General features: G+C 48.1%; 12 protein-coding genes and 1 tRNA gene. 5 read left to right on the forward strand and 8 right to left on the reverse strand.

Annotated elements, in window-relative coordinates:
• Positions 1-58: 58 nt before the first annotated feature.
• From HRE53_RS00150 to HRE53_RS00175, 6 genes are all read right to left on the reverse strand, one after another.
• The gene (locus HRE53_RS00150) at positions 59-2,023 is read right to left on the reverse strand and encodes a WD40 repeat domain-containing protein (RefSeq protein ID WP_235108633.1); all 1,965 of its coding nucleotides are present in this window, start codon (positions 2,021-2,023) and stop codon (positions 59-61) included.
• The gene (locus tag HRE53_RS00155; protein ID WP_235108634.1) at positions 1,983-2,276 is read right to left on the reverse strand and encodes a hypothetical protein; all 294 of its coding nucleotides are present in this window, start codon (positions 2,274-2,276) and stop codon (positions 1,983-1,985) included. Before HRE53_RS00155 ends, HRE53_RS00150 begins: the two co-directional genes overlap by 41 nt.
• On the reverse strand, positions 2,263-3,198 hold the full coding sequence (locus HRE53_RS00160) for a caspase family protein (RefSeq protein ID WP_235108635.1): 936 nt from the start codon (positions 3,196-3,198) through the stop codon (positions 2,263-2,265). The genes HRE53_RS00155 and HRE53_RS00160 overlap by 14 nt, the downstream gene beginning before the upstream one ends.
• A 23-nt stretch (positions 3,199-3,221) precedes the next feature.
• Entirely contained in the window at positions 3,222-4,016 is a 795-nt protein-coding gene (locus HRE53_RS00165) for a tetratricopeptide repeat protein (protein WP_235108636.1), read from the reverse strand.
• The gene (locus HRE53_RS00170) at positions 3,952-4,605 is read right to left on the reverse strand and encodes a hypothetical protein (RefSeq protein WP_235108637.1); all 654 of its coding nucleotides are present in this window, start codon (positions 4,603-4,605) and stop codon (positions 3,952-3,954) included. Before HRE53_RS00170 ends, HRE53_RS00165 begins: the two co-directional genes overlap by 65 nt.
• 313 nt (positions 4,606-4,918) lie before the next feature.
• Positions 4,919-5,869 (reverse strand): RsmB/NOP family class I SAM-dependent RNA methyltransferase, encoded by a 951-nt coding sequence (locus tag HRE53_RS00175; RefSeq protein WP_235108638.1) that lies wholly within the window; start codon positions 5,867-5,869, stop codon positions 4,919-4,921.
• A gap of 157 nt (positions 5,870-6,026) precedes the next feature.
• Between HRE53_RS00175 and HRE53_RS00180 the strand changes: the two genes are divergently transcribed.
• The 3 genes from HRE53_RS00180 (at position 6,027) to HRE53_RS00190 (ending at position 7,954) form a co-directional block, all read left to right on the forward strand.
• A complete protein-coding gene (locus tag HRE53_RS00180; RefSeq protein ID WP_235108639.1) occupies positions 6,027-6,659 on the forward strand; it encodes a hypothetical protein in 633 nt (210 codons plus the stop codon).
• A gap of 89 nt (positions 6,660-6,748) precedes the next feature.
• A tRNA-Arg gene (locus HRE53_RS00185) sits at positions 6,749-6,821 on the forward strand.
• Positions 6,822-6,946: 125 nt separating this feature from the next.
• The gene (locus tag HRE53_RS00190; RefSeq protein ID WP_235108640.1) at positions 6,947-7,954 is read left to right on the forward strand and encodes an adenosine kinase; all 1,008 of its coding nucleotides are present in this window, start codon (positions 6,947-6,949) and stop codon (positions 7,952-7,954) included.
• On the opposite strand, the gene HRE53_RS00195 is transcribed toward HRE53_RS00190, so the two are convergent.
• Positions 7,922-8,425 (reverse strand): MAPEG family protein, encoded by a 504-nt coding sequence (locus tag HRE53_RS00195; protein ID WP_235108641.1) that lies wholly within the window; start codon positions 8,423-8,425, stop codon positions 7,922-7,924. The genes HRE53_RS00190 and HRE53_RS00195 overlap by 33 nt on opposite strands.
• A gap of 64 nt (positions 8,426-8,489) precedes the next feature.
• Between HRE53_RS00195 and HRE53_RS00200 the strand changes: the two genes are divergently transcribed.
• Together HRE53_RS00200 and HRE53_RS00205 are read left to right on the forward strand one after the other, a co-directional pair.
• Positions 8,490-9,185 carry a helix-turn-helix transcriptional regulator gene (locus tag HRE53_RS00200; protein WP_235108642.1) on the forward strand — a complete coding sequence of 232 codons (696 nt, stop codon included), beginning with the start codon at positions 8,490-8,492 and terminating at the stop codon, positions 9,183-9,185.
• A 209-nt stretch (positions 9,186-9,394) separates the two neighbouring features.
• Positions 9,395-10,846: a pentapeptide repeat-containing protein gene (locus tag HRE53_RS00205; RefSeq protein WP_235108643.1), complete on the forward strand. Its 1,452-nt coding sequence runs from the start codon at positions 9,395-9,397 to the stop codon at positions 10,844-10,846.
• Between the two features lie 34 nt (positions 10,847-10,880).
• Here the strand turns inward: HRE53_RS00205 and HRE53_RS00210 are convergent, their stop codons facing one another.
• The gene (locus HRE53_RS00210) at positions 10,881-12,347 is read right to left on the reverse strand and encodes a Rieske 2Fe-2S domain-containing protein (RefSeq protein ID WP_235108644.1); all 1,467 of its coding nucleotides are present in this window, start codon (positions 12,345-12,347) and stop codon (positions 10,881-10,883) included.
• Positions 12,348-12,521: the final 174 nt, after the last annotated feature.

Consider the following 12,521-nt stretch of genomic DNA (forward strand, 5'->3'; position numbering starts at 1 on the left):
AATCTTTCACCCCATTCCAACCCAATTATTCCCTTAACCCCAACAATTAGCGCAGGGGCTAATCCCGACTCCAGACTTTAATGGCACTATTTTTACTACTACTGACCAAAGACTGACCATCGGCAGCAAAGGCCAAGGAATAAATATCACCTTGATAGCCTGTAAGGGTATGACGCAAAGCGCCCGTCGAAAGGTTCCAGAGTTTAACTGTACGATCCAAACTCCCCGTTGCTAACGTATTGCCATCGGGGCTAAAGGTCACCGCCGTTACAGGCTTGGCATGTTCCTGAATGGTTTGACTCAATTTTCCAGACTCCAGATTCCAGAGCTTCACGGTCTTATCCTGGCTGGCGCTGGCTAACTGCTGGCTGGAAGGTCCAAAGGCAATGGAAATCACCCGGCCCGTATGTCCTTTGAAGGTCTGCATGAGCTTGCCTGTCTTCAGATCCCAAAGCTTCACCGTCTTATCGCTGCTGGCACTGGCAATCATCTGGCCATTGGCACTAATGGTCACAGACCGGACTTGTCCCGAATGCCCCTTGAGGGTGCGGACTAACTGGCCCGTTTTTATATTCCATACTTTCAGGGTCTGATCTTCACTTCCACTGACCAGCAACGTACCGTCAGGGCTGATAGCCACAGACCATACAGTCTTTGGATGGGCCGCAAAGGTTCTTAGGAGCTTCCCTGTCGGCACATCCCATAGCTTAATCGTGCAATCGCCACTGGCACTAGCCAAAATCTTACCTTTGGGGCCTAGGGCAATGGTCCAAACCTGATCTTTGTGATCCGACAGGGTCCGAATCAGCTGGCCTTTACCTAAGTTCCACAACTTAATATCGTTTTGGTCACCACTGCCGATCAGGGTCTTACCATCCGGACTGAGGGCAACGGACCAAATCGCCTGTTTCGGAGCATTCGACAAGGTTTTTAATTGAGCATTCTTCCAGTTGATGCCCGCTTGGCACTGGGAAAATAGTTTTTGGGCAGAGGGGTAGAGTCGAGAATCTTTGGGAATATTTTGGGTCTGGGCAATGCAGTTGTCATAGCGTTTCTGTTGGGCTAGGGACTGCCAAAATTCCATCTGCTGGGCTTCTTTCTGACGCTGTTGCCCCTCTTGTTGTTGACGCAGAATAGACATGAGTAACAGCAGTGAGATCGCACCAGCCCCCGCAAACCACCATAACCGCTTGGGTATTGTCTGCAATTGACGCCAAGACAGGGAAGACAGATTCCCCCGCAATCGAGCGTTTCGTACATACTGACTCACAGTCGTGGACAGGTTTTGCCCCATGGAACTGAGGCGCTGAGCAGAAGTCTGCAGGGTCTGTTGTCCCACCCCCAGAGCTTGGTGCAGCGGCTGAATCACCGTTTGATTCGACCAAGTTGAACTGGGCGCTACTCGTCTAGGCACTTCCGGGGCTTGTCCAGGAAATTGAATCACCTGAACCTGACGAATAATCGCGGATTCGACCGGAATCGTATCCGCATCCGTTAAGCCCAAAGTCGCTTGAAACTGTCGAAACTGATCCTGCAAATAATCACTGACCGGGTATTCTTGTCGCACGGCCTCCACAAAAGCCATGGCATATTCTTGCAGTTTCGTTTGATACGCCTTTCCAGGTTTACTCACCTCCGCTTCAATCGTCTTGGCCATCTCTAAATCAAGATCAAGGCTGGACTGGAGATTATCCAAAATCACCCGATTGACCGGCGATATTTCACCGCGGCCCGCATAGAATTCGAACTGGCGGCGATAGGCAAATTGGGGCTGATCGATGGGAGCTTGGGCCAAGGCTAAATTTTGCACCGCCTTGACATTGTAAATTTGAGGTTCAATCGCCGGAATCTCTTGTTTGACCTTGCGCTTCGCATAGGCATACCATTCTTCCACCGAAATACTGCCATCACAATTTTGATCCGCAGCCCCCGTTCTGAGCCCTTCCACTAAATAAAACGTGTAGAGAGATAGATCAGCCCCCTTATGGACAAACGCATGGCGGGCCTGGGTCGCTGATGTCATGATCGTCCGCCCCACCCCCCCCCCTAAATATTGAGGGAGGTTTACCCCCCCCTAGATGGGGATTTGAGGCAGAGGTAGAGGGTTGCCGATAACAGCAATCCAACAGAACAACCTGTCGTTCTGCTTTACTGTCATTCAAAATATCTTGCAGCAGATCAGCCGAAACCAGGGTTGAACGCACCACTTTATCTTTCGAGTTGGTGCGGCTCATACTGGTGGTTAAACCAAACCGACCATGATCATCCAGTACCACCCCCATGTCCCGAAAAATAGATGACGAGCAGATCATCAACATCCCGATCTTGGCAAAAACTTTCTAGGGATTCTGCCAAAATTTGGGGATTGGGGTTGAGTAGGGTTTGGACCTCATCAAAGGCTGCTATTTTGGGATTTTCCAGGACTTGCTTCATAACAGCAATATCCTGCTGTACCCCTGGCAAGGGTTCAAATCCATGTTCACAATGACTGACCCCAATCAACAGGGCATTCTTGGTCGTGGGCACCCGAGCCATCGAGTCTAAGGTAATTCTCGGAGACTCTAGCAAGCGTTCAAGAGAACTCAGTAGGGGCTGATTATCTACTTCTGGAGAGAGGGGAACAGCGGATGTTTCTTGCGGTATTTCCGAATCAGTCTCTTTCCCCTTCGCCAGCTCCGACTCTCCTGGAATAGCCACTGAGAAACTAAGAAGCTTACCTTTGTTGAGCAACAGCCGACACCGAGCCCGAGAGCCCGAAGGAATCGTCACCCCCGGTAATGTCGGTGGTAAATCTTCTATTTGATCAATGACCACCTTTTGCAGATCTGGAGAAACACTATGCCGTTCTATCAACGTGACGGGGCCCCGTTCTAAGCAGGCATAGATTTTATCCAACAGGGGATTATCCAGAGGCCCCGCTAAACAATAGGCAATAAAGTAGGGGATGTGACTTCGGCCTAAGTCATCATCCCCTTGGTTATACATCCAGCCAAATAAAGTGAGCTCAGGAGAGATTTGGGCAAGGTATGCTGCTCGATACCCCGGCTGAGGCGGCGCATAAGAATTCCAATACTTATAAACCACCTGAGTTAAAAAAACCTGTTTCACTTCCTCCGGGACATCAGCACTACTGAGAGTCTGAAAGCCCTGATCAGGGAAGCTAGTGTAAACCAGTTGACCAAGATCTAGCGTTAGCATCAGAGGGTCTTCCTAAAGTGAGATTACGGGTTAGGTTTGGACTGGGCCTTATCAGCCATCTTCCGGATTTCTTTCTTTAACGAATCCGTTGGCGCAGCAACCTCAGCCTTAGAAAATAGGGTTTTGGCAGCTGCATTATCCCCCTGTTCAACGCGCAATGTAGCTTTGCTGGTGAGAGCTAGAATGCTGTTTGGATCTATCTTCAGGATTTTGTCGTAGACCGTTTCTTCCTTCTGCTTGTTCCCATTCAGGGCATATAGCCCCGCTAGTTCAAATAGAAAATCAGCCTTCTCCGGCTGTTGGTCCACCAACTTTTCCATAAGGGGTAGAGCCTTATCAAATTCTGTCAAATCCGAATAGAGCCGAGAGAGCTGCAGCAATGCTTCTGGATCAGTCGGGGACTGCTCCAAAATCTCCTGGTATTGTTGAACCTTTTCATTAGGAGTCAAGTTCGCTTGTTCAGGAGAGGAATTGCCGAGCAAGCCCGTTCCAAATCCAACCGCCACCGCCACGCCAACGGCGAGAAGGCCAGCGATGGCTGCCACTCCCCAAAGCTGTTTATTAGAGGCAGCTCTCCCCCCTCCTCTGGGACGAGAGAGAGATAAAGGCTGGGCACTATTGTCTAATAAACGGTTAAATCCACTAGCCAAAGACTGAGGTCGGCCTTTGCGATGAATTTTACTTAACTCTGTCGCCAACCAGAGCAATGGCGCAGAGGCTCCTTTTGCCTGCAATACCGACATTTTTCCATTTTTAACGATGGGAATCGTAGAGTAAAATCTGCGATATTGAATTTGATTGGCATCCAAACGGGCCATTAAGGGTCGAATATTTTCTTCTATTTTTTAGTAATTTCTGGGGATTTTCTGCCAAAAGATCACATTTGGTCAGCACAATAGCAAAGACATAGGTCAAACCACTTTGCCGAGCGAGAGAAGCGATGGTTTCGACCTGTTTAACAATGCCTTGAAGCGTCTGGCTGTAAGCAGAATTATTAAACAGCGTATAGGTATCAATAAAGACACAACAACCATGGGAGTCCATCACCATTTTCTGAAAATTGGGGTTGTCGTTATTGCAAATTTCTCCAGGGATATCCCACCAGCGAAACTGACAGAGATCCTTCTCACCAAAAAGGTTTTGAGTTTTCGCGGAAAATTCAAAATTAGTCATTTTCATGGTTGCTGGCGGGTATTGACCCGTTTGGGCAATATATTCCAGCAATGTGTTCAGATTATGTTGAACCTGGGTATCCTGGCAGTCAAACCAGGTAGATGATTTTCGCGACCCACTATTCGCTTTTTGTTCGGCATAGCTACCCACTAAAAAGACGGTTTTACCCACACCCCGATGACCAATGCTGAGTAAGTTAAACGTCTGCGTTTTTGTTTTTGACGGAGCATTCATAAGTTAGTACTAGCGAAAAAGTGGGGGCAAGTAAAAATATCAATATCAAGATTTAGGTTATTGCCTCTAATTTACATAGAGCAATATCTATTAGGGAAGCTTTGTTAATCATTGTTGCATAGGCTTGATACCCAAACGCTCAGGATTGTCTCTAGTCCACCTCTCACAACTTATTGACAGTATCATCTTGCTAGTCACGTCTCTGGCCACCTTGGCAACCTAGCGGAGTCAAGGAATAGGTAATGGACAGATTTAGAGGATTAATTGTTGCATTGAGATCGCAAACCTCTCCCCAAATCCACAGGTACACTCTCTATTCAGAAGACCAACGAGCGTTCTCATCTAACCATGCATCCAAGGGTTGAGGCATTATTGCCTCTGTCTCTTGAGTCCTGCGAAATAACATTGTGAAAGCACCCGCCCCCAGACCAGACTGGGGCCATATCCGGTAACAAGGCATCTCCGTTAAGTGAGACTGAAAGGCCAACAAAGCGTCAACTGGTTGAGGTGCAAAGTGCGGGAAGCGGCGAGTAAACCAACGACAGACCCGCTCGTTCTCTGCTTCAGAAAAAGCACAGGTCATATAGGCTAAATATCCTCCTGGAACAACTAAACGAGAGGCATTAGCTAGGATTCGTCTTTGTCGTTTCGCATTGTGTTTGATAGAAACGGGATGAAAGCAACCTGGCGCAGACTCTCCTTTCGCCAGTAAAGATTGCCCCGTACAAGGGGCATCGACTAACACCACATCAGCACTGGCAGGGATAGCATCTGCCAAAACGGATGGATCCGCACTCAACACCCGCACAGGATTGATTTGACATCGTTTCAAATTACTAATGAGCAGCCCCACGCGCTTACCAATCACTTCGTTACTAATGAGTAAGTGGGGCTGCAGCAATCGCCAAGCTAAAAGACTTTTGCCTCCTGGGGCTGCACACAAATCGAGGACGACGTTGGGTTGTTCCTTAATGGCAGTGAGGGACGTTGCAGCAAAGGCAGAGGAAAAATCTAGGCAATAATAGGCTCCCTGGTTGTGTAGATCATGCTTGCCTGGACGCTCCCCAATCACCAGTCGATCTACAAATGGGAGCTGCCAGGGGAGGGCATCAACTCGCTGAAACGAGTCTTCATCCAGTCGCTCTGTGGCCCAGGCAATACAAGGACCATAAGGTTTAGGGTCCGTCAAAGCTTGAATAAAGGCTTGTTGTTGCTGAGGGTCTGACCATAGCTTCAGACTTAATTTTGTCAACAACTTAGACACGGCAAACCTTTGAAGATAAGGGCAAGGGTCTTGCAAGTCCCCTGTAAACTGCCTCTTAGTATAAGACTACCGTTTATGATTTGTGTGACTAAGATTTACTATTCTCGTGTCGGGTCAATAACGGGTTTTATCAACACCATCGCTAGGGCCATTTGAAATGTCTGGAGTAACAGAAAAGCAACTTCCTACCCTGGATCAGGAATGTATTCAAGCAGCCTATGCTGCATTGATGGGATCTGCCCGCAAAATCCCTACCCAGTCATTACTAGAGTCGCTGTTGCAACGGGAGAAAATAGCTCAGCCCAAGTCCGATCATACATTCGAACAATTTGTGGGCACCTGGCGACTCTGCTTTGTTACCGGGAAGAAACCCCATCAACATCAAAATCAAAGGGTTGGCAACGGATTCTACATCCCCCGCTGGGTCAAGATGACAATCGTCTATTCCCCCGGCAACCCAACTAATTACGGGCCACAAACGTCAGACACCGTCGGTCAAATTGCTAACCAGGTGAAATGGGCAGGCCTGAGCTTGTCCTTGACTGGCCCTGCTCGTTGTTGGGCTAAAAAAAATATTATGGCCTTTGACTTTACGAGAATGGAATTTAAAGCTTTTGGTCGAACGATCTATCAAGGTTTTATTCGCGGCGGCCAGGAAAGCGAACAGACTTTTTGGGATGGCCATGTCCGTACCCAAGCCTTTTTTGTTTATTTTCTCATCCATGAAAAGGTTCTGGCCGCTCGGGGCCGGGGCGGAGGGATTGCATTATGGGCAAAAACTAAGCCCTAGGACCTCTATTTCACTCCCTATTACCGAAAGAGTGGGCAAATTAGCATCGACAAAGTTAGATAGTTAGCATAGTCTAGTTAGAGTTATAAGCGCTCGTAGCTCAGCGGATAGAGCAGTTGCCTTCTAAGCAATTGGTCGCAGGTTCAAGTCCTGCCGAGCGCGTTTTTTATCCCAAAGTAATGGGTTCGCCTATTTCCCAACCCTTTGGATTCTCTAATCCTTGCAAATGCATTACAGTGTTCATGATCCGCTGAAGAATCAGCGATTTGATGAGTACAGGATGACAGATGGCAAAATACGACGTTTACGGTCTCGGCAACGCCCTCGTAGATATTGAATGCGAAGTTTCTGTAGAGGTATTGCAGAACCTTGGGGTCGACAAGGGTGTGATGACCCTATTAGAAGAAGCTGATCAACAGCGAATTATTGACCATCTCAGCAACTATTCTCTGAAGCGAGGATGTGGTGGATCGGCGGCCAACACCCTCATTGCCGTTAGCCAGTTTGGAGGGCAATCTTGCTACTCTTGCAAAGTTGCCAATGATGAACCCGGTCAGTTTTATCTAGATGATTTAATCCGTTGTGGCGTGGCTACCAACCTGCAGCAGCACCAACCAGAGGCTGGCGTCACCGGCAAGTGCTTGGTGTTCGTTACCCCGGATGCAGATCGAACCATGAATACCTTTTTGGGGATCTCAGGACGCTTTTCTGAAGCTGAACTGTTGCCGGATGCGATCGCAAACTCCGCCTACACCTATATCGAAGGCTATCTGGTCACCTCACCCGACGCAAAAGCGGCCGCGATTAAGGCGAGAGATATGGCTAAAGCGGCAGGTCAAAAAGTGTCCCTGACCCTCTCTGACTTCAACATGGTCAGCTTTTTCAAAGACGGTCTTTTGGAGATGATTGGCTCCGGCTTAGATTTAATCTTTGCCAACGAAAGCGAAGCCCTCAAAATGGCCGAGACGGAAGATATGTCTGCAGCCATTGAACATATGAAGACCCTGGCAACTTGTTTTGCCATCACTCGGGGGCCTCAAGGCTCATTGATTTACGATGGCCAGCAGGTCTTAGAGATTGCACCGACACCGGTACAAGCTATCGATACCGTCGGAGCAGGAGATATGTATGCCGGAGCCGTTCTCTATGGCATTACCAATGGCATGAGCTACACCGAAGCTGGACAGCTCGGATCAGTCGCTGCAGCCAAACTCGTTGCGAGTCTTGGTCCCCGGATGCCAACGGATGTGACTCGTAGTCTCTTAACTGCAGTAAAAACGGATTCCAAAGGTTAGACAAGCAATAGAACCGACCCCATACACCAGCAAAGTCAAAAAGAAACCTATGGCCCTCCCTGGGGAGGGACCATAGATAACAATCACACCATAGGCATGGGCCATTCGGCCCACACTGTAGGTCATCCCCAATCCCCAAATAAGAGGGGATGGAGCCTGCATAAGTTCTAAAGCAATCAGAAATAGCAACGCCAGCGGCGTATATTCAACGAAGTTGCCAAACGCTCGCACCTTTCGTTGTAAACGTCCCTGGTCAGGTTTGGGAGTCAAAAACCATCCCTTCAAGATTTTCTCAACCCAAGCTGCCCATAGATTTGGATCATCCAGGTAGTCACGCTGATAGACGATATCTTCTGGACTCATACCATGCCAAAGTCTAGCTTCAGCTCGCTCCCAAACAACTATTAGGGATAAGACCACTGCTAGCAAGCCGTTGAGACTCAAAAAAATGCTGGAAATTGGGAGAAACATAGGATTGAGATAGATTTGAATGGGTCCACCTTATCCAGATCTACACTGACTTTCGAGTCCCCAAATGGGTACAAATATGCGATTAACGCCCTTAATCCATGGCATTGTTTCTGCCAAAACAGAATCTGAGTTGCGATCGCAGTTTATGGATAAAGCCGGGCATTGTGCAAGAGCCCAAGCCTGGGGCTTAGATCTTCTCGATCAGCGCCAACAAATCATGACTTCAGATTTGGTCGGGCTCCCCGTATCTTTTTGCGATCGCTATCAAAGGATTGGTCGAGATCAAGATCTCACCAGCCAAAAAATGATTCGCCAACAAATCCCAGTGCAGATGTGCTCCCTTTCTGCTCAAAAGCAGTCCCCCAATAGGATTCAAGATCTTTTCAGGATCTACCAGATAGAACATGGAGTCGTAGCTCCAATTTTGGGCGGAGGACGATTATTGGGTGGCATCTACTTCCTGCGTCACCCAGGCTATCCTTCCTTTCAAGCCCGCGATTTATTGCATATCAGCACTTTTTGCCAGCATTTAGCCGTCCAATTGACGACCCTTCGCTTTATTCATCACACTTCGACGAAACCTTTTGCACTCACCCACCGAGAATCAGAAATTGTCGATCTTGTGGCCCAAGGGTTCACCAATCGGGAGATTAGCCGTTGCTTATTCATCAGTACAGATGGGGTCAAGCAAGCGCTGAAGCGACTATACAAAAAAGTCGGTGTTTCTAATCGAGCTGCCCTAGTTGCCAAGCTGAAATAGAACCTCTCGATTTCAAGCCAACCGATTTAGCCTAGTCAAGGGTGGTAAATATTATGCGAAAAAGGAATATATTTCAAGAAATAGTGAGCATTTTGGCTATCAGACCTTATATAATTGACAAATTTAGATTTCACAGTAAATTTTAGAATCAATTGGTCAATACTTCTAAATACTACGTTTAAATCATTGGTGACGGGGGGGTCAACAGAATGAAGCGTTTGTTGGAGTGGGGAAGCATCCCCTTGCTGGCACTTACTATCGGTAGCTGGCAAGCACCAGCCCAAGCACTAGACTCAGTACAATTTTTACTCAATGAGGGATTTTGCCAAGCCTGTACCCTCAGTAACTCCGATCTATCTGGATTGGATCTGTCGGATGTCAAGCTGAATCACGCCATTCTTATCAATGCCAATCTATCCGGCACTAATCTATCAGGTGCTGATCTCTCAGGTGCCAACTTATCCGGCGCTAACCTAAGTGGTGCCGACCTCACAAATGCCAATCTAACGAATGCCAACTTAGATCAAGTTAATTTAACGGGTGCTCGCCTCAACAACACCAACTTAGCGGGAGCAAATGTACAAATTACCGCAAACGCTCAAGCACCTGCTGAAACACAATCCTCTTTGGCCAGTCAATACAATCCGCCAGCAGAGTCCACCGACATTAGCCCTATTTCTCCCATCGCCCAAGCCCCACCTCCAATCTATGGGCGTGTATTAAATCCACCGAAATCCGGCTATCAACCACCGACTGAAGTCGCAACTCGTTCCCCATCATTACCCACTCCATCCGCAACACCGATTCCCACAGAACTACCCGCAGTGGCAGATAACAGCATTGGAGGAGCGGATGATCCGAGCCAAGCAGCAACCCTCACCACAGATGGTATTGGCATTATTGATGGAGGAACTGTGCCCAAAGGCAGAGTCCTAGTGAGTCTTAATGGTGGACCCCAAGGTATTCAAAGCACGGTAAGGTATGGCATTTTGGGAGATCTCGAAGCGATAGGCTATCTAGACTACTCCTTCGGTGTGGTTGACGAGTCCGAGCAGGGTTTTGGTCTAAAGTACCGATTCCTAGACCAAGCAAAAGGCAAGCCCTTAACCATTAGCGCAGCCGTAAACGTGGGTCTCACCGGTGAAACCTTTATCAACTATGCCACCAATAACCGAAACGAGTTCCGGCAACGGGGCCTGGATAAAGCAGTTCCCACGATCTTCCAAGGAACAGATAACAATGCCGGCAATAATCTGATCTATAGCGTCTCGTTGCCCGTTCATTATCAAGCAAGTGACCGCTTAAATTTATGGGTGACCCCTACTTTTAGTTACGTCCAGGATAGAGACATTGCGGTCGGCGGCTTTAATTTTGGCGGTTCCTACGAAGTCGTTGACAATCTAAAGTTCATTGCCGAAGTCGGGGCTAGTTTTGCCGGCCGAGGCAACGCCTTCCTCAATAACACCTTGGGGGATGCTATTCCTTGGAACGTCGGGTTCCGGTATGATTCCTCAACCCTGTTTGGATTTACACCCGGCAGCAAACAACTCATTTTTGATTTGTACGCCACCAACAGAGTAGGTACATCACCCTGGAACCAGCTTAGGGTCCGTGACCAAGACGAACCGACCGTTGGCGTGGGTGTACACCTATTGTGGTAGTCGATGCCAACCTCGCCTTCTCGGTGCTAAAACCCTAACGACCTTTTTTTTCTGGGTGGTTTCGAGGGGGGATAGACCGACCTTTGTAAAATCTTTTTTCCAACTGTCCTAAACTCAACCAGGCAACAGCCGAAGAGAAAATCAGCGCTGTCACTGCAATGGATAGCTTAATCGAGAATATACCAAAGCCAAAGACAAGAAGTGGGGTAAGGGTCCAAGCAATGAGGGCTAGCCCCACCATCGCCTTCCGCAGTCGTTTGACATTTTTCAAGGCTTGAGAACAGCTGGCACAGTTAACCGTATGGGAATAGTACCGATCGAGCAGCTGATCGCGAGTCTGCTCCGGTGGCAGACTTTGGCCTGGGAAAGGATTGGCATGGAATCGTTCTTGCCATTGATGCAAAGCCAGCACAAACCGATCCGCTCGCGTTGGCAGATAAAAGGCTTGAGCAATCGACTTACTGTCTCTAGTACGCTCTAAATATCGCTCTTGAAAGTGCAAAAAGATTTGGTCATCTTCTAAGATGGCATTCTGCCCCAGATGAGAAAACCAAGTCGGGGTATGACTAATCATCCAAGCAGGCACCTTAGATGAGAATTGAAACGGGAATCGAGCAAAAATACGACACTCACCTTTACGCACTGGTGTGGCATAAACAACTGTCAACGTGCGACCAAACTGACTAGACGTCAAGTCATGCCACATCAAACCAGGAGCCACAAACGTTGTAGTTTGAGTTCCCAATTTTCCTTGGCGAGGACCTTCTTCCCACACTCCTGAAAATCCTTGTTTCCCTGATTCCATGACTTCCAGCTCAACCGGCCCCGCATTGCTGCGGTTTCCGACTGAGCGGTGGTGAGTGTAGGGCAAGTGGCTAGGATCTAAAACATTTTCGAGCAGCGTGAGGACATCGTAGGGCAGATCGCGAAATCCATTGAGAATAATCCAGTCTTCAGGGGACTCGTCAAGTGCATCCACAATGGGGACAGGCGTTGAAGCAGCTCGTTCTGGCTGCCCAGCGTAGGTGAATAACAAACCTTGTTGAATACTAATCGGAAAAGAGTCCACACAGGCTCTGGGAGAACTTTCTGCAGAGCGTCCACTTACCTGTTGAGGTATCCGTTCACAATCACCCGTACCCGAAAAAGCCCAGCCGTGATAGGGACATTCAATCAACCCATCTTCATCGATCCGGCCTTCAGACAATCGAGCCAATCGGTGTGGGCATTGATCTGCAAAAACGCGCCAAGTATCGGCATTATGATCCCACCAAATCACCAAATCTCGTTCTAACAAGGTGAAGGTAGTGAGTTTGTCCTTATCTAGGTCACTAACGTAGGCAATGGGATACCAAACTTCTTGCCAATCAAAGCGGTTGGGATCATCGCCACCCGCAGGCAATGTTTGACCCTTGCTAGCAATGTCAGCAGTCGTCAATGGTGTATCTGACAAATGTGGAGGGGTTTGCTCAACATCAACCAAAGTCAGAGAAGATTTCATGGGATTAATGGGGGTAGGAGTCTGAAAAAAAAGTGAGGATTGTCAAATCAGGTACTCAATGTGCCCGACTAGTCATAACGCAACTCACTCTTGAGTGCATAACTGCAATGTAACAAAATTTCAAGCATTTATGTTTTTTTATTTCAATTCATGCCATAACTATTGCCCATAAAA

This window comes from Acaryochloris sp. 'Moss Beach', assembly GCF_021497025.1.
In the GTDB taxonomy this organism is placed as follows: domain Bacteria; phylum Cyanobacteriota; class Cyanobacteriia; order Thermosynechococcales; family Thermosynechococcaceae; genus Acaryochloris; species Acaryochloris marina_A.